Raw genomic sequence first — 20,941 nt, 5'->3', positions numbered from 1 at the left:
GCGCCGCTGGCCCCGATCATCACGTTCCGAAACGAGGCGGACGTGATCGCGATGGCGAACTCAACGGAGTTCGGGCTGGCGAGCTATTTCTACGCCCGCGACATGAAGCGCATCTTCACGGTGGCCGAGGCGCTGCAGTCGGGCATGGTGGGCGTCAACACCGGGGCGCTCGCCAACGAGATGGCGCCGTTCGGCGGCGTCAAGCAGTCGGGCCTTGGCCGCGAAGGCTCCCACCACGGCATCGAGGGCTATCTCGAACTCAAATACGTCGCGCTGTCGGGCATGTGAAAGACCGCCGGAACCGGGCTCGAAGGCGTCTTGAACGCCTCGAGCCCGCATTCCGAACTGCCGCGCTTCGCGCTTATCCATTCTCCCGCATGTGGATATGCAGTCCTGTCGGTACGTCGAGCGCTTCGCCGTTGGCTCGCCCCAGCAGCATCGCCATGGTGCGGAGCGCCACCTTCATCTCGTTCACCGGGTCTTGGTCGATCACGGCGTCGATCCGACCTTCCTGCAAAAGCCGGCGGCGGTCGGTCGTGAGTTCGTGCGTGATGAACACGACGTCGCCGGTGCGCCCGGCGCCGGCGATCGCGTCCGCCACGGTGCGCGAACCGACCGACGCGTTGTAGAGGCCGCGTATCCCCGGCGTGTTTAGGAGCGCGCCGGCCGCGAGCGTCCCCGCCCGTTCGGCAAGCTCGCGGCTTTCCACCACGTCGACGATGCGGCAGGCGGGATATCGATCTGTGAGAACCTCAGCAAACCCGTCGAGACGCTCGCGCTGGCCGGTCATGCTGAACAAGCCGGCGATCACCAGGATCGCGCCGCCGCCGGGCCCCAGAAAGCGCCCCATCAAGTCGCCGGCCACCCGTCCCGAACGCCGGTCGTCCGGCCCGACATAGGCCTGCCGGCCGCTGCCGGGCAGGTCGGTGGCGAGCGTCACCACCGGCCGGCGCGCGGCGACCGACCGGATCGCATCCGCGATCTCGGCGCGGTCCGGGCACACGACGATCAACCCGTCATAGGCCTCGCCGAAGGAGCGGATATGATGCGCCGTGGCTTTCGCGTCGTTCGGATCGACCGAATGCACGAAGCCTTGGAGATCGAACAGAAGCCGCACATCCTCGGCCTCGTTCAGCGCGGCGCGAAGGGCGGCGTGGAACGGGTTGTCGCCCGATTGGATCAGGAGGACGATGCGCAGCGTCTTCGCCGGCCATCGGTCGAGCGAGCGATCAAGCCTCAGCAGCCGTGCGTATTCCAGTACGCGCCGCGCCTTGTCGGGCGCGACCCCGCCGCGACCGTTCAGGACCCGGTCCACCGTCGCAGGTGACACGCCGGCAGCCACCGCCACGTCCTTCGCCGTCGCCTTGCGATGTGTTCGCCGGTCGCCCGCCATGCGTTGAGGACATTTCATCAAGAGTTCGAATGCGTCCGCCGATAGACCACGCTACCCCTTTCGCCAAGAGGAGCGTCGCGGCCCGACCGCGTCGAAAACGGGAGGATGGGCATGACGGCGGCAACCGACACGGCATGGCGTCTGGGCGTCAGCCCCTTGTCGTGGACCAACGACGTGTTGGCGGATCTCGGCGGTGAAACGCCGGTCGAAACCTGTCTCGTTGAAGCCGCCGAGGCCGGCTATGCGGGCGTCGAACTCGGCCGGTTGTTTCCGCGCGACGCCGCAAAGCTTCGTTCCCTGTTCGGCGCGCACGATCTGGCGCTCGCTTCCGGCTGGCATTCGGGCTTTCTCGCCGAGCGGGACGTCGCGGCCGAAACGGCGGCGGTTGAAGCGCATGCGCGGCTTCTGGCCGATCTCGGCGCCGAGGTCATGGTCTACGGCGAATGCGGGCGCATGGCGGCGGGCAGCCCTCTCGATGTCGGCATGTCCGGCCGCCTGACGCTCGATGCGGGCGAGGTCGGCGATTATGCCGGCCGCCTGACCGAATTCGCGCGCCGGCTCCACGGCGAATACGGGCTGCGGCTTGGCTATCACCACCACCTGATGATGGTGGCGGAGACCTTCGACGAGATTTCCGCATTGTTCGACCGGACAGGACCCGAAGTTGGCCTTCTCCTCGATACGGGCCATGCCGCGGCGGGCGGCTTCGACTATGCGCGGCTTCTCGAGCGCTTCGGCGACCGCATCGTCCATATCCACCTGAAGGATGTGCGCCCCGATATGATGGCAGAGGTGCGCGCCCATGACCTGTCCTTCAACGACGGCGTCCGGGCCGGGATGTTCACCGTGCCGGGCGATGGCGGAGTGGATTTCTCGGCGCTCGCCGGCTTCGTGCGGGACACCGGCTACCGCGGCTGGCTCGTGGTCGAGGCCGAGCAGGACCCGGCGAAGGTGCCGCCGCTCCCCGCCGTTTCGCGTGCCCGCGAGCACGTCCTGTCCTTCTTCGCCTGATCGCCGGAGTTCTAAGACCATGCCGCAGGGAAAACGCCTCAATGTCGGCCTGATCGGCTCGGGCTTCATGGGCCAGGCCCATGCCGACGCCTTCCGCCGTGCCGCCACGCTCTACCGCGACCTTCCTCTCGTGCCGCATCTTTCCATGCTGGCCGATGCGACGCCGGAAGGTGCGAGCGCTGCCGCCGCGCGCTTCGGCTTCGAGCGCTCCACCGGCGATTGGCGTGAGCTGGTCGCCGATCCCGCGATCGACGTCGTCGACATCACCTCGCCGAACCTCATGCACCGCGAGATGGCGCTGGCGGCGATCGCGAACGGCAAGCACGTTTATTGCGAGAAGCCGTTATCCGTGACGATCGCCGAAGCCGAGGAAATGGCCGCAGCGGCGGCGGCAGGCGGCGTCAAGACGATGGTCGCCTTCAACAACGTGAAGACGCCCGCCGCGATGCTCGCCCGGCAGTTGATCGAGCGCGGCGACATCGGCACGCCGATGCGCTTTCGCGGCTGGTTCGACCAGGGCTTTTACAACGACCCGGACCTGCCGTTCTCGTGGCGATTGACGCGAAGGGAAGCGGGTTCCGGCGCGCTCGGCGATCTCGGCAGCCACGTGATCAGCGTGGCGCAGTACCTGATGGGCGATGTCGCGAGCGTCTGCGCGCAGGCGCAGACCTTCTTTCCAACGCGCCCGGTGCCGTCCGGGGGCTCCGGATACGGGGCGAAGGCGGGCGACGACGCGCCGCGCGCGGAAGTCGAGAACGAGGATCAGATCCAGGCGCTCGTGCGCTTCGCGAGCGGGGCGGGCGGCACCATCGAGGCGAGCCGTGTCGCAAGCGGCAAGGTGTTCGGCATCTACTGGGAAGTCTCCGGCACGAAGGGCACGATCGTCATGGATGGCGAGCGCTTCAACGAACTGAAGGTCAGCCGCTTCGACGACCCCAAGCCTGATCGCGGCTTCAAGACGCTTCTCGCGGGCTCCCAGGTGCCTCAGTTCGGGGCCTTCTTCGGCTTCGACTTCGCCGGCGGGGGGCTCGGCTATTTCGATGTGAAGGTCATCGAGGTGCGCGATCTGATCGAGGGGCTGGCGAGCGAGAAGGGATGCTTCCCCGACTTCCGCTTCGGCCTCGCCAACCAGCGCATCATCGACGCCATGGAACGCTCTCTGGAAACCAAGGGATGGATGGAGGTGTCCCGATGACGAAGCTCGCTGTTTTCGGGGCTGGCCGCATCGGCCGCGTCCACGCGCTGAACGCCGCCGCCATCGAAGACGTGTCCGTCGCGCGGATCGTGGACCCAATCGCTTCGCCGGAACGCGACGCGCTGGCGCGGTGTCTCGGCGCAGAGGTCTGCGAGCCGCGGGACGTGTTCGCCGACCCTTCCATCGACGGCGTCGTCATCGCAAGTTCCACCGACACGCATGCCGAGCTTCTGATCGCGGCGGCGGGGGTCGGCAAGGCGATCTTCTGCGAAAAGCCCGTCAGTCTCGATTTTCCGACGGTGGTGTCCGTCGCTGGAGCCGTGACGCAAAGCGGCGTGCCCTGCATGCTCGGCTTCCAGCGGCGCTACGACCCGAACTTCCGCGCCGTGCGGGACCGGATCGCGAGCGGCGCGGCAGGCCGGCTCGAACATATCGTGATGCACACGCGCGATCCCGCCCCGCCGCCGGTCTCCTATGTCGTGCGTTCCGGCGGCATGTTTCGCGATCAGGCGATCCACGACTTCGATATAGCCCGCTATCTCCTGGCCGAGGAGATCCGCACGGTCTACGCCGTCGGCAATTGCCTGATCGATCCGGCGATCGGCGAGGCGGGCGACATCGACACGGCGATGATCACCCTGACATCCGTATCGGGGCGTTTCGTGCAGATGGTGAACTGCCGGCGCGCGCCCTTCGGCTACGACCAGCGGCTCGAAGCCTTGTGCGAGCGCGAGGTCATCTATGTCGCGAACCGCCCGCAAAGCGATCTCGTCGTGGCGAGCGCGAGCGGCTTCACCACCGCGCCGCCGATGAACTACTTCATCGAGCGCTTCGCCGACGCCTACCGGCTGGAGATGGAGGGTTTCATCGATCTCCTGCGCCACGGCACCGAACCGCTGGCCGGCATGCGCGAAGGCGTGGAGGCGCAGCGCCTCGCGGAAGCCGCGCTCGCCTCGATGCGGTCCGGCGCGCCGGTTCATCTGGACGACGGCCGTTGGGTGCCGGACGCGGTCTGACGGATCGAGAAGGAGATCAGCCGTGCCCTTTCCATCGAGCCTGCCCAAACCGCGTCTGCCCGACCGCGCCCGCGTTCCGCGCCTGCGATGGGGTATCGCCGGCCCTGGCTGGATCGCCGAGCGCTTCGCGGCTTCGCTGCGAGCCGATGGCAGCCAGGAGGTCGTCGCCGTCCAATCGAGCGACCCGGCGCGCGCCGAGGATTTCGCCGAACGGTTCGGGGTCGCGCGCAGCTATGCCGGCCAGGACATGCTCGGCGATCCGGCGGTGGATGTCGTTTATGTTTCCACCGTCCATCATCGCCATCTCGCCGACGCCCTGGCGGCGATAGAGGCCGGCAAGCACGTGCTCGTGGAAAAGCCGCTCGCCCTCAGCGAGCCGCAGGCGCGGCGACTGCAGGACGCCGCCCGTGCCAGGGGCGTGTTCCTGATGGAAGCCTACTGGACGGACTTCCTCCCGAAGTTCGACATCATCCGGCAGCTTCTGGCGGATGGCGCCATCGGCTCCGTGCGCACGGTTCTGGCCGACCACGGCGAATGGTTCGCGCCCGGCCACCGGATTCTCCGGCGCGACCTCGCCGGCGGCCCGATGCTGGATCTCGGCACCTATCCCGTCGCCTTCGCGACGAAGATCCTCGGGCGCCCGGACAAGGTGCTGGCGAGCGGCGAGCCGGTGCCGAACGGCGAGGTGAACGGGCAGGCATCCATGCTCCTGTCCCATCGCGGCGGCGCGCAGAGCGTCCTCCACACGACGCTTCTCACCCATACGCCCTGCGAAGCAACGATCGCGGGGACGCAAGGCATGATCGCGATTCCCGGCAGCTTCTACGCGCCGGGACCCTTCACCGTGACGGCGAACGATCTCCAAACGCGCCTCGCTTTCGAGGAGCCCGCCAACCGCTACGACCAGCTTTTCCATCAGGCGGTTCATCTGGCGGTCTGCGTCGGCGAGGGACTGGCGGAATCGCCGGTCCGCCCGCTCGAAGACAGTTGCATCACGCTGGCAGTGATGGACGAGGCGCGTCGGCAACTCGGGATCGTGTTCGACGGAGAGGAAACAGACAGCGCGAACTCGCCGCCGACGGGCACGGCGTCCGATGTTTGAGCGGGGCAGGGGGCCGGGCCCTTCCGGACCTCGGATATTCGCTGAACGTCGGAGCTATTGTCCGCCGATGCCACGGTTCTAGGTCCATCCTGTTCGTTAAGAACGGGGAGGGCTCGATGGGCGACTGGAAGGCAAGGACTATCGTCAGCGTCGCCATTCTGGTGCTTGGTCTGACGTCGCCATCGACGGCGCAGGAAGCCGACCGGTGGACCTCTTCCTGGGGAGCCAGCCCGGTCTTCCCGGTTGGTCAGGACGTCGGCGGCTCCACCATCCGCCAGTATGTTCGCCTGTCGATGGGCGGCTCGCACGTTCGGGTGAGGTTCTCCAACGAAACCGGAAAGACCCCTCTCGTGATCGGTGCCGCGACTCTGGCGAAGCCCGGCAATGCCGCTGGATCGGTCGATGCCGCATCGATCAGGCCATTGACGTTCGGCGGCATCGAGACCGTGACGGTGCCGCCCGGCGCACCCATGCTTTCCGATCCGGTGGACGTGCCGGTCGATGCCCTGTCCACCCTGGCGATTTCCATGTTCGTGCCGCGGGCGACAGGCCCTTCGGTCGTTCATCCGGACGGTGTCCAAACGGCTTTCTTGGTGCAAGGCGACAAGACCGGCGAAGCGGGCCTCGACGGGGCGAAGACGCTCCTGACGCGGTTCTACCTGTCGGGCGTCGAAGTCGCGAACGACAACACTCCTCCTGCCGCCATCGTCACCTTCGGCGATTCGATCACGGACGGCTATCATTCGACGACGGACGCGAACCGGCGCTGGCCCGATCGCCTCGCCGAGCGTCTGGCCCAACGCGGCGCCGGAAAGGCCGTCGGCGTCGTCAATGCCGGCATCAGCGGCAACCGCGTCCTGCACGACCGGCCGGAAGATATTTTCGGCCCGAGCGCCTTGTCCCGACTCGACCGGGACGCCCTTTCGCAATCGGGCGCGAAATGGCTGGTCGTCATGGAGGGCATCAACGACATCGGACACTCGTCGCAGGCCGGCCTGACGGAACAGGAGGTCACGGCCGAAGAGATCATCGCCGGCCACAAGCAGATCATCGCGCGTGCCAAGGCGAAGGGACTGAAGGTCTACGGCGCGACGTTGACGCCGTTCGAGGGCACGGTCTTTCCCGGCTATTTCACGCCGGAAGGCGAAGCGAAGCGCAAGGCCGTCAACGAGTGGATTCGCACGGGCGGAGCCTACGACGCCGTGCTCGATTTCGACGCGGTGGTGCGCGATCCTTCCAACCCGTCCCGGATGAAAGCGGAATACGACGAAGGCGACCACCTCCATCCGAACGACGCCGGCTACAAGGCCATGGCCGACTCCGTCGATCTCGCTTTGTTCGATTGAGGTAGAGCCTCGGCACTCCGACATTGTCGCCGGGGTCGCTTGGCTTCCTACAAGGGGGCATCGGCGCGGTCGGAACTACGGTTCCGGCCCCAACCTTCGTATCCCGGTTCGAACGCCTATGCTCCGATCGCCGACCTGATCCGCTCCCGCGTGATGGGGAGGTCGTAGATTCGCCGTCCGACCGCGCTGGCGATGGCGTTGGAAAGGGCCGAGCCGCCGGGTCCCTGGCTGCACTCCCCCGCGCCCAGAAACGGGCTGCCGGGCCGCGGTATGATCTCGACGTCGATCGCCTCCGGCAGCACGTCGAAGCGCAGGATCGGATAGGTCGACCAGTCCACCGATGTCACGCGCGTCCGGTCGAAGGTCACGGACTCGTAGAGCGTCCAGCTCGCCGACTGGACGATGCCGCCTTGCACCTGATTGGCGATGCCGTTGGGATTGACGACCTCGCCGGCATCCACCGCCGACGACGCACGCAGCATGCGCACGCGCCCCGACTCGGGCTCCACGGTGACCTCCATGGCCACCGCACAATAGGCTGCCAGATTCTTGTAGCGCGCGAAGGCGAAGCCGTAGCCGTGATTGCGCGGCGGCTTTTGTCCGGCCTGCCAGCCAAACATCGTGGCCGCCCGCTCGATCACCGCACGCGCACGCTCGTCCTCCATATGGCGCAGTCGATACTCCACCGGGTCGGTGCCGGCCTTGGCCGCCAGCTCGTCCATGAAATTCTCGATGCTGAAGACGTTCATATAGGCGCCGAGGCCCCGCAGAGCCGAGACGCGCAACGGCATGTCGCGCAGAAAGCGCCAAGTGACGTCGCGGTTCGGGAAGGCGTAGAGCGGGTTGGAGTTCCGGTCGCCGTTGCCTTCCGGTGTGATGCGCAACTCCGGTTCCTTCGGCGTGAAGGGCGTGGCGAGGTGCTGGGCGGGAAGAAGCGCGCCCGCGCCGCCGGGGCGGGAGTTGTGCGTGCTGCTCCAGACCTCGTAGCGCCAGTCCACGATGTCGCCACCTGCATTCGTGCCGGCCCGGACGCGCGTCACCATGCCCGGCGAGAAGGGCTCCCAGCTATGCTCCTGCTCGCGCATCCACTGGAGACGCACGGGCCGTCCGGGCAAGCTTTGCGCGAGGAGCGCGGCGTCCCCCGCCGCATCGTCCGCGCCGTTGTGCCCGTAGCAGCCCGAGCCCTCGACATGGATGCAGCGCACCGCCTCGGGGGGAACGCGCAGCATCTCGGCGATCGCCTGCCGGTCCGGGAAGACGCCCTGCGTATGGGTCCAGACCGTGGTCACGCCGTCCTCGAGCACCGCCACCGCGCAGGAAGGGCCGATCGAGCCGTGGAGCTGGTAGGGCCGCGTGAAGGTCGCCTCGGTGATCTGGAGTTCCGACGCGCCCAACGTGCCGCCTTGCGCGACGATACCGTCCTCGGCGGGCAGGGAGGTGATCCAATCGGCGAGCCGCGATTGGTCGGGCAGCGTTTCGCGTTCTTCCCATCGCGTCGCGGCGGCCAGCGCCCACATGGCCTTGACCGCCTGCCATTCCCCCTCGGCAAGGAGGCCGAGGAACGAGCCGTTGCGTATGACGGCGAGGACGCCCGGCATGCGCTCCACACCCGCTGTGTCGACTGCCAGGAGGCGCGCGCCGGGGCTTGGCGGGCGCACCACGCGCCCGTGCACCATGCCGTCCGGCCGCATGTCCTGGACATAGGCCGCGCCACCCGTGACCTTGGCCGGTATGTCGATGCGCCCGCGCGCCGTGCCCATCTCGCGGAAGGCCTCGGTCGGCTTCAGCCGGGCGTTCGGCTGCGCACGGCCCGTCAGGATCTCGCCCGATACGAGCTCGCCATAGGGCAGGCGTCGACCGTCGGGGGCGACGACCTCGCCGTTCTCGGCATGAAGGCTCTCGAAGGGCACGTTCCAGCGGCGTGCCGCTTCTCCGACCAGGATGTCGCGGACCTGAGCGGCGACGTTGCGGATCGCCGTGCCGCTGTCCTGGATCGAGTGGCTGCCGGCGGTGAATCCCTCGTTCGGGCTCCGGCTCGTATCCGGCCCGATCAGGGCGAACCGCTCGAACGGCATTTCGAGTTCTTCCGCCGCGATCTGCAGCACCGCGGTCTTGATGCCCTGCCCAAGCTCGGACTTGCCCGTATAAACCGTGGCGGCACCGCTCGCGTCGATCCGGAGCCAGGATTCCAGATCGGGATTGGTCTTGAGGCTGCCGGGCAAGTCCGGTGCGGCTTCCTCCACGGCCTCGAAATTCTGCGACTCGTTGCCGGGCGAGGTGTTCGTCTGCCCCCAAGCGCCGCGCATGGTGAAAGCCATCACCAGGGAGCCCGTGCCCAGAAGCACGCTGCGGCGCGAAACGGCCGGAATTGTCTCGTGTCGCATCAGCCCGCCCCCGCGCCCGCTTGTTCCGCCGAAGCCGTCCGCAGGCGGTCCGCCGCGCGCCGGATCGCCTTCAGGATGCGCATCTGCGTGCCGCACCGGCAGAGATTCGGCTCCATATGAGCGCGGATCGCCTCGTCGGAAACGTTCGGGTCACGCTGGAGAAGAGCCTGCGCCCGCATCATCATGCCGGGAATGCAGTAGCCGCACTGGGCGGCCTGTTCGGCGATGAAGGCCTCCTGCAAAGGACCGGGCGCCTCAATGGTGCCGAGGCCCTCCACCGTGGTGACGCTCTTGTTCTCCAAGACGACGAGCGGCGTCACGCAGGACAGAACCGGCTCGCCGCCGACGATCACCGTGCATGCCCCGCACTGGCCGAGGCCGCAGCCGTATTTCGCCCCGTTCAGCCCGAGTTCGTCCCGCAGAACGTAGAGCAACGGCGTGTCGGGTTCGGATTCGATCCGGTGCAGCGTGCCGTTGACGGTCAGGCTTACCATGGCGTTTCCCGCTTGGAAGGGTTGGCAGGCGCATCGGAGCCGCTGTCGAGAGCCCGGACGCCGTCCACGCCCTCCTTGCGGGCGTGGGCGATCATGGCGGCCGGGTCTTCCCAGGGCGGCCGGTCGCTGAAGGTGCGGCGCATATAGGCGAGGAGATCGGCGATCTGTCCGTCGTCGAGAGCGCCGGAATAGCCGGGCATGATAGGCCCGCGCGCACCCTCGGGGGCGGGCAGCCCGTGGAGGATCACGTTGATTGGGTTCAGCGGCGTCGGCCCGTAGATCGCGGTGGAATGGTCGAGCCTGAGGCCGCCATAGGGAAGGGGACGTCCGGCATCGTGGCAGGTCGAGCAGGCGGCGGCATAGATCGCCGCGCCCCGGTCGGCCGGGTCGTGAGCGCGCGGCGCGACCTGACTGCCGGCGGACTGCACGAGCGCGCCCGGCGCGTGCGCCGTCTCCTGCGCCAGGAGCCGTTCGGCACGCGCCCGCTTTTCCGGCGAGGGCTCGCCCATCATCGAGGCGACATAGGTTGCGATGGCTCGCGATTCGGATTCCGGCAGCGTGCCGAGATTGCTGTTCACCGGCACCATCGGCCCGCGCGCCACGCCGTGGCGCTCTTCCCAGCCGGTGTGGAGATAGTGGGTGAGGCTGTCCACATTCCAGGGGATCGGCGCGGGCGAGTTCCCGTTGATCGCGTAGGCCGTCCAGCCCTCCACCTCGCCGCCGCCCCAATGCGCCTCGCCCGTGCGGGCCGCTCCCAGGACGTTGCGCGGCGTGTGGCAGGCGCCGCAATGGCCGAGCCCTTCGGAGAGATAGGCACCCCGGTTCCAGATATCGTCCCGCGCAGGGTCGGGCTGAAAGGCGCCCTCGCGGAAGAACAGGAGCTTCCAACCGGCCAGCGTCAGGCGGACGTTCAGCGGAAAAGGCAGGTCGTTCGGCGGCGGCTCGTAGGCGACGGGCTCGCGCGTCATCAGGTAGGCGTAGAGGGCCCGATTGTCCTCGTCCGACACCAGCGTGAAGTGGTCGTAGGGAAAGGCCGGATAAAGGTGGTTGCCCTCGCGGTCGACGCCTTCCCGCATGGAGCGCGTGAAGGCCGCCTCGCTCCAGCGGCCGATGCCCGTCGCTTCGTCGGGCGTGATGTTGGTGGAATAGATCGTGCCGAAGGGCGTCGGAAGGGCGAGGCCGCCCGCGAAGGGCTTGCCGCCCGGCGCGGTGTGGCAGACGACGCAGTTGCCCACGGCCGCGAGGTCCGATCCCTGCTTCACCAGAACGGGATCGAAGGAGCCGGGTCCCGGACGCGTCGTCGGCGCGATCTCGCTTTCCCACGCCATCGCCAGGAAGCCGACGCCGCCGCCCAGCACCAGAACGAGAAGACCCAAGCCGACTTGCCGAAGCTTCATGAAGCGCCTGCTGCACGAGGGCTCCAGACTGGAACCGTTACAGGAAGGCTCAGTTAGCGGACGCCCCCGCCACATCCATGCCGAACACGAAGTCGTAGCGTCGCCGCTCATTTGTCGCAGGAGGGCGACGCCGAGATGCAACGGGACGCAGCCGGCGAGCCGACCCCGCGAGGTTTGGTTGAGCGCCTTAGGTCCGCAGTCCCGGCGCTTCCTGGCCGGTGCGCTCGACATATTCGGAATAACCGCCGCCATAGAGATGCGGGCCTTCCGGCGTCAGTTCCAGGACGCGATTGGACAAAGCCGCCAGGAAGTGACGGTCGTGGCTGACGAACAACATCGCGCCCTCGAACCGCGACAAGGCCTCCACCAGCATCTGCTTGGTCGCGATGTCGAGATGGTTGGTCGGCTCGTCGAGGACGAGGAAATTCGGCGGATCGAACAGCATCCGGGCCATGACCAGCCGCGCCTTCTCGCCGCCCGACAAGACGCGGCACTTCTTGTCGATGTCGTCGCCATAGAAGCCGAAACAGCCGGCGAGCGCACGCAGGGGGGCTTGGCCCACCTGCGGAAAGCTGTCCTCCAGCGATTGCAGCACGGTCCGCTCGCCGTCGAGCAGTTCCATCGAATGCTGGGCGAAATAGCCCATCTTGACGCTCGGCCCCCGCGTTACCGTGCCGGCATCGGGCTCCGAAGCGCCGGCGATCAGCTTCAGAAGCGTCGACTTGCCCGCGCCGTTCACACCCATCACGCACCAGCGCTCGCGCCGGCGCACCTGGAAGTCGAGCGCGTCGTAGATGGTGCGGGTTCCGTAACGCTTGTGGACGCCCTTGACGGTCGCCACGTCCTCGCCCGAGCGCGGCGCCGGCTGGAACTCGAAGCGCACCGTCTGCTGGCGCTTGGGAGGTTCGACGCGCTCGATCTTGTCGAGCTTCTTAACGCGGCTCTGCACCTGCGCGGCATGGCTGGCGCGCGCCTTGAAGCGCTCGATAAAGGCTTCCTCCTTCGCCAGCATCGCCTGCTGGCGCTCGAACTGCGCCTGCTGCTGCACCTCGGCAATGGCGCGCTGCCCGCGATAGAACTCGTAATCGCCCGAATAGGAGGTCAGCGCGCCGCCGTCGATCTCGATGATCTTGGTCACGATGCGGTTCATGAATTCGCGATCGTGCGACGTCATCAGGACGGCGCCGTCGAAGCCCTTGAGAAACCCTTCGAGCCAGATCAGGCTTTCGATATCGAGATGGTTCGACGGCTCGTCGAGAAGCATGATGTCCGGGCGCATCAAAAGGATCTTCGCCAGCGCCACGCGCATCTTCCAGCCGCCCGACAGCTTGGCCACATCGCCGTCCATCATCGATTGGCTGAAGCCGAGACCGTCCAGAACTTCGCGCGCGCGCCCGTCCAGCGCATAACCGTCGAGTTCGTCGTACCGGCCCTGCACGTCGCCGTAGCGGGCGATGATCTCGTCCATCTCCTCGGCGCGATCCGGGTCGGCCATGGCCGCTTCCAGTTCCGCCATCTCGGCTGCCAAGGCGCTGACCGGCCCGACGCCGTCCATCACCTCGACCACCGCGCTGCGGCCCGCCATGTCGCCGACATCCTGGCTGAAATAGCCGATCCTCACGCCGCGATCGACCGCGACCTGGCCCTCGTCCGGCAGTTCCGTTCCGGTGATCATGCGAAACAGCGTCGTCTTGCCCGCGCCGTTGGGACCGACGAGGCCGATCTTCTCGCCGCGCTGCAGCGCCGCCGAGGCTTCGATGAAGATGATCTGCTTGCCGTTCTGCTTGCCGATGCTTTCAAGGCGGATCATGCGAAAAATTCCAGGTCGGCGCGAGGCGGGAGCCGCCTCAAACCATCCCCCTCCGCCCGGCGCAAGGGGCGGCGGCGTCCCAAGTTCAGTTTGCCGCCGCCGGTACGCCTTCGAATTTTCGATGTGGTCTGGCCGTTCAAGCCGGGAAGGGTCGTTCGGGAACCGGAAGGACTGTGGGCCGAAAACTGTCGATCCGCTCGCCATGCCGGCCGAGCGGGGGCTTTCAGACCGCGATCCCGAGTCCGGGGGACGTCTTCGCGCGAAGTTGTCGGCTGTCGCGGGCGGGCGGGACCCCGAACATCCGGGCGTACTCCCTCGTGAACTGCGAGGCGCTTTCGTATCCGACCGCGAAGGCCACCGATGCCACATCGCTGCGCTCGGCGAGGAGCAATCGACGCGCCTCATAAAGGCGGAGATGCTTCTGGTATTGGAGGGGGGACAGGCCGGTATTGGCCTTGAAGCTCCGGTGGAATGCCGAAGCGCCCATGCCGACGAGGTGCGCGAGGTTCTCGACACGCAGCGAGCCGGCGTAATTCGCCCTCAGCCAAGTCACGGCCTTCCTGATCCGGGCGAAGCGGTCATCGAAGCCGGCGATCTGCTGCAGAAGTCCGCCCTGCGGGCTGCGCAGGAAGTGGAACAGGATCTCGCGCTCCAAGAGCGGAGCCATCACCGCGATCTCGTCCGGGTGGTCCGCAAGGCGCAGAAGGCGAAGCCAGGCATCGATCAGCCTGTCGCTCATGGGCCCGACATCGAAGCTTCGCGCATCGGGCTTCGGTGCCTGGTCGGCGACTTGGCGCACGAGGTCGGCGACCACGGCGGGATCGAAGCGCAGGCGCAAGGCGAGATAAGGAGCGGCCTCGCTGGCCCTGACGACTTCTCCCATCGCGGGTAGGTCGATCGAGGCGACGAAGGCGTGTCCCTCGCCGTAGCTGAGGATCTGCTCCCCTATGAGCAGCCGCTTCTCGCCCTGCAGGATCAGGCTGACCAGCGGCTGGTAAACCTCGGGGAACAGCTTTGTCGGTTCGTCGACCCTCAGGATATCCAGGCGCCGCACGAGCGTCGATGTCAGCACGCCTTTTGCACGCCGGGATGCATCATTTCTGAGAAACCGAAGCGGATCGCCCATCGGTAACCCGTCTCACGCGCCGCGCCGGGTCGCAACATTGTATGCAGGAATAGGCAAGAAAAGGGGTGGATCAGGCACGCGGAAAGGGCGGTCGTGCCATATCAACCGCGCGGACGCATTCGCCATGCCGTCGGTGGCCGAAACCGCTTGGCTGGCACGCGCGATATGACCAACAGGAAGGCAGACGATCATGGAAATCGACGGTGCGGTCGTGATGGTGACGGGGGCGTCCTCCGGGATCGGCGAGGCCACGGCACGTGCCGCCAACCGGGCGGGTGCCCGGATGGTTCTTCTGGCCCGCCGGAAAGATCGTATCGACGCGCTGGCGGCGTAGTTTTACCGACGCGCTGGCGATCGCGTGCGATGTCACCCATCCGGACGAGGTGTACGATGCGGTATCGCGTGTGCGGGAGCGCTTCGGGCGCATCGATGCCCTTGTCAACAACGCGGGCCAGGGGTTGTACGCCTCGGTCGAGGACATCGAGATCGCTGACTTCCGCGAGCTGCTCGAGCTCAATCTCGTCGCACCGCTCGTCGCCATGCAGGCGGTCATCCCCTCCATGCGCGAGCAAGGGGCCGGCAGCATCGTAAACGTCAGTTCCGGTGCGACGCTCGGCACTTATCCGGGCTCGGCAGCCTATACGAGTTCCAAATCCGCGTTGAACATGCTTTCCAGCGTCGCGCGTCTCGAACTCGCTGACGCGGGGATCGCCGTTTCCCTCATGCAGCCGTCCATGACGGGCACCGGTTTCTATGGAGCCGTGAAATCGGGGGCCGGCGCGGCAAAGGTGCAGGAAAGCAACGCCGCATCGTTCATTCACTCCCCCGAACTGGTGGCGGAAGCGATCCTCGGCCTTATCCGGAGCGGCGACGCGCAGGCCGATCTCGTGCCCGAGGCATACGGTGGCAGCTTCAAAGGTTGAGAACCGCCGTAGAGAGCAACGGGCCTACATCGGCGGTTCTGTGGACCTTCCTTGCGGCTCGTCATCCTGGCGATCCTCCTGAGACCCAAGTTTTCGTCACGGCGAGCGACGACGGCGCCGGCATCTCGTCCGCGAACCGCGCGCGCGTCTTCGAGCCCTTCTTCACCACCCGGCGCGACAGCGGCGGCACCGGTCTCGGCCTCGGCATCGTGGTCGCCCTCCTGAAAGCCCATCACGGCACCATCGAACTCGTGGAAGCCGACATCGGAACCACGTTCCGCATCCAACTGCCAAGCGCCTTCTCGTCAGCGCGGTCGGAACCATAATTCGTCACGGTCGAACACTATCGCCCTGTTGGATAACGGAGGCGACTCTGGATGGACGTGTCGGGGCAGCGTTCTTGCCGGTGAAGATGACGACATTGCCGAGAAGCGTCAGGACGAGGCCGATCGCGGATGCCGCGTCCCAGCGATAGCCTTCGAAGATCGTGGAAATGGAAAGAGCGACGATCGGAAAGAGCACTGTCGCATAGGCCGATCGCGACGAGCCGATGCGCGCCACCAGCATGAGATAGGTCGTGAAGCCGACCACGGAGCCGATCAGGCTCAGATAAAGGAGGGCGGCGAGATAGGTCGTGGACGGCGGCGCGACGACCGGCGTTCCCGTGACAGTGATCAGCGCGAGGAGAACAAGAGCGCCGTAGGTCATGCCCCAGGCGTTCGCGGTGATCGGCGCGATACCGCGCGCGCTGTTGCGACGCGAGGCCATGTTGCCGAAGGAGAAGAACAGGGTGCCGAGCGCGGCGAGCCCGACGCCCTTGATCGTGTCGGCGTTCATCCCGACCAGCGCGTCCTCTCCGAACAAGAGGGCCAGGCCGCAGACGCCGAAGAGTGCTGCGACGAGCGTGCGGCCTGAGATGCGGTCGCCGAAGAACAAGCGGGCGTTCACCGCGTTGTAGAGCGTCGCCAGCGAGAAAACGATCGAAACGAGGCCCGAGGGAATGAAGGCGGCGGCGGTGTAGAAGCAGATGAAGTTCAGGCAGAACAAACAGAGCGCCTGCGCCAGGATGAAAGGCTGGTCGCGAAGCGACGGCCGCTTGAGCCGCCCCGCCATCGCGAGCCCGGCGACGAGAACGAGCGCCGCAAGGGCGAAACGGTAGAAGACCGACACCAGCACCGGCACCGGGCCGACCTGAAGCGCGATGGCGATCCAGGTCGTTCCCCAGATCAAAACGGTGGCGACGAACAAAGCGGCATTCATGGTGATCGGTCCTCGACTGCGGTCTTCATAGGAGAAGGAGCCAAGGGCGGTTTGCAGGATCTTGCGGCAAAGCCTGCCGCGTGTCGGTCCGCCGATGGGACGGCGCGGTCCGCGATGATAGGGTTTTCCCAGATGTCGTGCTGCCGGATCATCGAATGAGCCTGAGTCCGCAAACCGTGTTCGGATCGCTGTCCGCTTCGCGCTCGGCCTATGTCGTCCGGTCTTTGGATCTTGGATCGGGCCGCTCCGCGGCGATCTGGGCCAACGAACGGGACCGGATGGCCTACGAGGTCCTCACCTTCGCGCTCGACGGCGTCGAAGGCAGCGCATCGGGCAACGACGCCGAGGCGGCGGAGGTCGCGGACGAAGCCGATGGCGAACTCCACGCGGTCGCCGACGACCGCTCGGTGGAAGACGGCGCCGGGGTCGTACTCGAAGAGCCGGAAGGCGGGCAGCCGGACGAGGCGACGGCAGTCGAGGCGGCGCCCGAAGTCGCCGAACGCCCGGCCGACAGCACCGAGGAGAGCTCAGCGGTGACCGACTCGGCGGCGGCGAAGCCCACACCGTCGAGCGAGGCCGCGGCGGCGCCGAAGTTCCGGCAGTTCCAGCCGAACCGCCGCACGATCATCCCGGGCCTCCTCTCGGCCGACCCGTCAATGCCGACCGGGCGCTCCGACGGAGCACCGGGCAGCCACGGCACGGCGCGCTGATCGTCCATCGCCATCCGGTTCCGCCGTCAGCGCACGGTGGAACCCCGGACCCTTCGTCTTTCTCCTCTCAATGAGCTGTCCATGACCGACATGAGTTCCACAACGCCGACGCCAACGGGACCGAACCCAAGGAAGCGTAGGAAGTCCATCGACGCGGCCTCCAAGCCGGAGCGGTCAGCCCGGCTTCAGTGGCAGGCCGAGTACCAGCGAGCCTATCGCGCCAACGAGAAGCGTCGGAAGATTCCGTCGCGGGACGACGCGGCCCGGGTCGCCCTGCACTGGTTCATCACGCTCATGATCGAGAACGGCAACGAGACCGGGCTCGGCCACATCCATCGCGAGATCGTCCGGCGCCTCGTCGAACTCGGCTTCGATACCGACGGCGCCGACCGCCGGGTCAGCGATCTCATCGATCGCTATGAGGACGGCTGGACCTTCCAGTCGAAGCCGCACCTTCGGGCGACAGACGCAGCGGACGGCAACATCTAAAGGCGACATCCGTCAACCAAGGAGGCCTCGCAGTCTGGTTGGTCGTCGACCTCGCTCAGGCCATCCATTGCTGAGCCGATGCCTTCCGGATCGGATGGAACCTTTCAGTCTCAAGGCGCCGAAGGGGCCAAAGGCCCCCATGACTTCTTCAAACGCCGTTTGCCGTTGTAACGATCATCCAGAACTTGAGGTCGCCCTCAACACGACCTTGGTGGAACGCCGGAAATCATTTCTATGGAGCCCTCAGTCGTTGCCGAGCCCAGCCTCACTGGGCTCGCGCCTCCCATATCGGCTCGCAGTGAACGGTCGCTGCAATGGACCCGCCGCTGGAGGTGCTCGTCGCTGACTGGGATGCCCCGAAAGGGGCGGGCCGGCGCTTCGGCTGTGTGGGTATGAGGCGACTTAAGCAAGCTGATCCAACGTCGGCTTCGCGCCCAAAGTTGCCCTTTGGCGTTCCGTCAGCCGATTCCAATAGCGGACATGCGGAAGATGAAGACTCCTTGCAGTTCGGTCAAACCGTGTCGACTTCGCGCTATCTGCGGGGAAGTTTTAGCTTAGTTGAAGTCCCTCGATGGTTTGAGCGGCATGGAAGCGTAGGGGCTTATGGCAGCGCGGGCGCTCGCGCGCGCCGTCCATGCCCCTATCCACCGCCGCGTCTTCCCGAACGGCGACCACACCATTGTCTTCCCGGCCTCGTCTGGCGAAGATGCGTCCGAGCGCCTGGGCTGAGCACGTCCCGCTGGGCGATCGCCTTCTGGCTCAGATGTCCTTGAGGAGGCGGATCGAATCGTAGAGCGCCGCATGGATGTTGCGCGACGAGACGGCGTCTCCGACCGCAAAGAGCATGAATTCCCCGTCCTCCTCTGGAAGTTGCTGCGGCCTGTTCTCCCGCAGCGCCTCGTAGTCGATCTGGCCGCGATTGAACGATCGCGACCGGAGCGAGGCGAACAGGCCATCTTCGGGAACCGTGCCGTCCTCGACGATCAGGAGATCGCTTTCGCGTCGCGCTTCCTCGTTGGTGAACACGTTCGACAACGTGCACACGACCGAGTTGTCCTCGTTCACCACGCTCTTCAGAAGATGGTCGGTCGTGAAGGTGACGCCCATGCGATACAGGCGTTCGCTATGGATCGGCATGTCGTTGTTGCCCACCTCGATCCCGACGTAGCGCTCGGGGGTGATGAGTTCCACTAAGGCTCCGGCCTCGGCGAGATCCTCGGCGACTGACAAGGCCTTGTGGTTGCCCACGTTGTCGAAGATGGTGATCCGCGTTCCCTCGTAGGCCGACAGCGGCTTGCCAGCCAGCTTGACGTCACGGATGAAATCGGCGGGCGTGGTCACGCGGTCGCCGGCGAAGTCTAGCTTGCTCTGGCGTCCGCCCGTGGCGACCACGACGATGTCGGGATGGTCCGCCAGGACGCTTTCCTCGCTGGCCCAGGTGGACAGCCGAACGTCCACCCCAAGGCGTCGCACCTCGTGCTCCAGCCATTGCGTCACCTGGCCGAGCGCGCCACGCCACGCCGTCGAGGAGGCGAGAAGCACCTGTCCGCCGCAGCGTTCGCCCGCTTCGTAGAGCGTGACGTCGTGGCCGCGCTCGGCGCTCACGCGCGCCGCCTCCAGTCCGCCCGGCCCGGCTCCGATCACCACGACCTTCCGACGCTTCTCGGCGCGCGGGATCGTATGGGGGATGGCGGCCTCGCGCCCCGTGGCGGGATTGTGCAGGCACAGCATCTCGCCAGCGGTGTAGATCCGGTTGATGCAGTAGTTGGCGCCGACGCAAGGGCGGATTTCGTCCATGCGGCCGGACTGGAGCTTGGCCACCATCTGGGGATCGGCCACGTGCGAGCGCGTCATGCCGACAAGATCGACGCTGCCCGAGGCGATCGCCTCCTCCGCCTTCTCGAAGGTCAGGATGCGCTGGGCGTGGAGGACCGGGATGCCGCCTGCGACCTGCCGCACGGCGGCGGCCAGATGCAGATAGGGTGCTTCCGGGAACGACATGTTGGCCATGGAAGCCGCCGCCGACTTCCAGTCGCCCGCCTGGCTCCCTAGGATATTCAGGAAGTCGACCTTGCCCGTCCGCGCCAGCCTCGCGGCGATCTCTAGGCATTCCTGGTGGTTGAGCCCGCTCGCGATCAACTCGTCGGCGCTCATGCGCACGCTCACCAAGAAGTCGGGTCCGACCACCCGCCGCACCTCGTCGATGACCTCCAGCGAGAAGCGCATGCGGTTGTCGAGGTCACCGCCGTACTCGTCCTCGCGCTGGTTGATGCCCTTGGACCAGAATTGCGCGGCCATCTGCTGGGAATGGAAGGCGAGTTCGACGCCGTCCAGGCCTCCTTCCTGGCAGCGTCGCGCGGCCTTGCCGAAATCCACGACGATGCGCCGGATGTCCTCGATGGTGGCGACGCGCGGATAAGCGCGATGGGCCGGTTCCTTGACCCGCGAGGGACCGATCGGCGTGGTCCAGAGCCCGCTGTCCCAGCGCGCGCGCCGGCCCATATGCGTGATCTGGCACATGGTGACGGCGCCCTCGTCGTGCACCTTCCGGCTGAAGTCCTGGAAGTAGCCGATCATCTCGTCGCTCGACACGTCGAGCATACCGAAGCTGCCGAGGCCGTCGGCCGAGACCGAGGAGGAGCCGCCGAACATGATCAGGCCCGCCCCGCCTCGCGCTTGTTCCAAGTGGTAGCGCTGCAGGCGATCTCCCAACATGCCGCGCTCGGCGTAGCCCGGTGCGTGCGCGGTGACGGCAATCCGATTCTTCAGCCGGAGATGCTTGAGCTGGTAGGGCTGGAGGATATGAGAGAACACACGCTGGTTGACGTTCATTTCAAGGTCTCCTCGAAGACGGATCGCATCGCCGTGCGGGCGGGATGGCGTCCGTGCGTTCATTGCCGGGCAAACTCGACGTAGATTTCACGCAGCCGCCGCGTCAGAGCGCCGGGCTCGCCGGGCCCCACGGGCCGCCCGTCGATGCGAATGACGGGTTGGACGAAGGTCGAGGCGCTGGTGGAAAACGCTTCCCGTGCCGCGAAGGCTTCCGCGAGCGTGAAGGAGCGGCGTTCCATGGGAAGGTCGATTTCCCCGGCCAGCCGCGCGATCGCCTTCGCGGTGCAGCCGGGCAGAACGGCAATTGGTCTGCCCCCTGAAAAGTGGTCCTCGCTGAAGTAGGCTTTTGAGCCGATGGAGGATGCCCAGATGGGACAGAAGAAGCACAGGCCTGAAGAGATCGTCGCCAAGCTTCGGCAGGTGGACGTGCTGTTGTCGCAAGGCCGCCCGGTG

At 66.6% G+C, this 20,941-nt stretch carries 19 protein-coding genes and 2 pseudogenes; 12 read left to right on the top strand and 9 right to left on the bottom strand.

Annotated features, from left to right (window positions below; all coding sequences use genetic code 11):
• Positions 1 to 288, top strand: a 288-nt coding sequence (locus tag F9929_RS23110; protein WP_152048919.1) for an aldehyde dehydrogenase family protein, incomplete at its 5' end; no start/stop codon positions are given.
• Positions 289 to 361: 73 nt separating this feature from the next.
• Here the strand turns inward: F9929_RS23110 and F9929_RS23105 are convergent.
• Positions 362 to 1,411, bottom strand: coding sequence for a LacI family DNA-binding transcriptional regulator (locus F9929_RS23105; protein WP_152048918.1), 1,050 nt, complete (start codon positions 1,409 to 1,411; stop codon positions 362 to 364).
• Positions 1,412 to 1,504: 93 nt separating this feature from the next.
• Here F9929_RS23105 and iolE point away from each other — a divergent pair, with 93 nt between their 5' ends.
• From iolE to F9929_RS23080, 5 genes are all read left to right on the top strand, one after another.
• Positions 1,505 to 2,404, top strand: coding sequence for a myo-inosose-2 dehydratase (gene iolE, locus F9929_RS23100; protein ID WP_193227890.1), 900 nt, complete (start codon positions 1,505 to 1,507; stop codon positions 2,402 to 2,404).
• A 19-nt stretch (positions 2,405 to 2,423) separates the two neighbouring features.
• Positions 2,424 to 3,599, top strand: coding sequence for a Gfo/Idh/MocA family protein (locus tag F9929_RS23095; RefSeq protein ID WP_152048916.1), 1,176 nt, complete (start codon positions 2,424 to 2,426; stop codon positions 3,597 to 3,599).
• Complete coding sequence (iolG, locus tag F9929_RS23090) at positions 3,596 to 4,615, top strand: inositol 2-dehydrogenase (protein WP_193227889.1); 1,020 nt, start codon at positions 3,596 to 3,598, stop codon at positions 4,613 to 4,615. The genes F9929_RS23095 and iolG overlap by 4 nt, the downstream gene beginning before the upstream one ends.
• A gap of 22 nt (positions 4,616 to 4,637) precedes the next feature.
• A complete protein-coding gene (locus F9929_RS23085) occupies positions 4,638 to 5,717 on the top strand; it encodes a Gfo/Idh/MocA family protein (RefSeq protein ID WP_152048914.1) in 1,080 nt (359 codons plus the stop codon).
• 116 nt (positions 5,718 to 5,833) lie between these two features.
• Positions 5,834 to 7,063 carry an SGNH/GDSL hydrolase family protein gene (locus F9929_RS23080; RefSeq protein WP_152048913.1) on the top strand — a complete coding sequence of 410 codons (1,230 nt, stop codon included), beginning with the start codon at positions 5,834 to 5,836 and terminating at the stop codon, positions 7,061 to 7,063.
• A 116-nt stretch (positions 7,064 to 7,179) separates the two neighbouring features.
• Here the strand turns inward: F9929_RS23080 and F9929_RS23075 are convergent, their stop codons facing one another.
• From F9929_RS23075 to F9929_RS23055, 5 genes are all read right to left on the bottom strand, one after another.
• Positions 7,180 to 9,447 carry a xanthine dehydrogenase family protein molybdopterin-binding subunit gene (locus F9929_RS23075; protein WP_152048912.1) on the bottom strand — a complete coding sequence of 756 codons (2,268 nt, stop codon included), beginning with the start codon at positions 9,445 to 9,447 and terminating at the stop codon, positions 7,180 to 7,182.
• Positions 9,447 to 9,941 carry a (2Fe-2S)-binding protein gene (locus F9929_RS23070; protein ID WP_152048911.1) on the bottom strand — a complete coding sequence of 165 codons (495 nt, stop codon included), beginning with the start codon at positions 9,939 to 9,941 and terminating at the stop codon, positions 9,447 to 9,449. The genes F9929_RS23075 and F9929_RS23070 overlap by 1 nt, the downstream gene beginning before the upstream one ends.
• Positions 9,935 to 11,338 carry a c-type cytochrome gene (locus F9929_RS23065; protein WP_152048910.1) on the bottom strand — a complete coding sequence of 468 codons (1,404 nt, stop codon included), beginning with the start codon at positions 11,336 to 11,338 and terminating at the stop codon, positions 9,935 to 9,937. The genes F9929_RS23070 and F9929_RS23065 overlap by 7 nt, the downstream gene beginning before the upstream one ends.
• A gap of 187 nt (positions 11,339 to 11,525) precedes the next feature.
• Positions 11,526 to 13,148, bottom strand: a complete 1,623-nt coding sequence (locus tag F9929_RS23060) for an ABC-F family ATP-binding cassette domain-containing protein (protein ID WP_152048909.1) — start codon at positions 13,146 to 13,148, stop codon at positions 11,526 to 11,528.
• 223 nt (positions 13,149 to 13,371) lie between these two features.
• Entirely contained in the window at positions 13,372 to 14,220 is an 849-nt protein-coding gene (locus tag F9929_RS23055) for an AraC family transcriptional regulator (protein WP_235919528.1), read from the bottom strand.
• 244 nt (positions 14,221 to 14,464) lie between these two features.
• Here F9929_RS23055 and F9929_RS24775 point away from each other — a divergent pair, with 244 nt between their 5' ends.
• The 3 genes from F9929_RS24775 to F9929_RS24605 are packed head-to-tail and all read left to right on the top strand — an operon-like array spanning position 14,465 to position 15,523.
• Entirely contained in the window at positions 14,465 to 14,608 is a 144-nt protein-coding gene (locus F9929_RS24775; protein WP_210251384.1) for an SDR family NAD(P)-dependent oxidoreductase, read from the top strand.
• Entirely contained in the window at positions 14,550 to 15,197 is a 648-nt protein-coding gene (locus F9929_RS23050) for an SDR family oxidoreductase (RefSeq protein ID WP_210251383.1), read from the top strand. The genes F9929_RS24775 and F9929_RS23050 overlap by 59 nt, the downstream gene beginning before the upstream one ends.
• Positions 15,194 to 15,523, top strand: a complete 330-nt coding sequence (locus tag F9929_RS24605; RefSeq protein ID WP_407922273.1) for an ATP-binding protein — start codon at positions 15,194 to 15,196, stop codon at positions 15,521 to 15,523. Before F9929_RS23050 ends, F9929_RS24605 begins: the two co-directional genes overlap by 4 nt.
• Positions 15,524 to 15,527: 4 nt before the next feature.
• Here F9929_RS24605 and F9929_RS23040 read toward each other — a convergent pair whose 3' ends face one another.
• Positions 15,528 to 16,457 (bottom strand): DMT family transporter, encoded by a 930-nt coding sequence (locus F9929_RS23040; RefSeq protein ID WP_152048906.1) that lies wholly within the window; start codon positions 16,455 to 16,457, stop codon positions 15,528 to 15,530.
• A gap of 155 nt (positions 16,458 to 16,612) precedes the next feature.
• Here F9929_RS23040 and F9929_RS23035 point away from each other — a divergent pair, with 155 nt between their 5' ends.
• From F9929_RS23035 to purU, 3 genes and pseudogenes are all read left to right on the top strand, one after another.
• Positions 16,613 to 17,167, top strand: coding sequence for a hypothetical protein (locus F9929_RS23035; RefSeq protein WP_152048905.1), 555 nt, complete (start codon positions 16,613 to 16,615; stop codon positions 17,165 to 17,167).
• Between the two features lie 81 nt (positions 17,168 to 17,248).
• A complete protein-coding gene (locus F9929_RS23030) occupies positions 17,249 to 17,656 on the top strand; it encodes a hypothetical protein (RefSeq protein WP_152048904.1) in 408 nt (135 codons plus the stop codon).
• A gap of 609 nt (positions 17,657 to 18,265) precedes the next feature.
• Positions 18,266 to 18,385: pseudogene (gene purU, locus F9929_RS24600) on the top strand (formyltetrahydrofolate deformylase); the annotation flags it as partial.
• 30 nt (positions 18,386 to 18,415) lie between these two features.
• On the opposite strand, the gene F9929_RS23020 reads toward purU, so the two are convergent.
• Together F9929_RS23020 and F9929_RS23015 are read right to left on the bottom strand one after the other, a co-directional pair.
• Positions 18,416 to 20,488, bottom strand: coding sequence for an oxidoreductase (locus F9929_RS23020; RefSeq protein WP_152048903.1), 2,073 nt, complete (start codon positions 20,486 to 20,488; stop codon positions 18,416 to 18,418).
• Positions 20,489 to 20,547: 59 nt separating this feature from the next.
• Positions 20,548 to 20,790: pseudogene (locus F9929_RS23015) on the bottom strand (D-amino acid aminotransferase); the annotation flags it as partial.
• Positions 20,791 to 20,941: the final 151 nt, after the last annotated feature.

Origin of the sequence: Aureimonas psammosilenae, from assembly GCF_009176975.1 — a bacterium.
GTDB lineage: Bacteria > Pseudomonadota > Alphaproteobacteria > Rhizobiales > Rhizobiaceae > Plantimonas > Plantimonas psammosilenae.
This window is presented reverse-complemented; position numbering and strand designations above follow the sequence as displayed.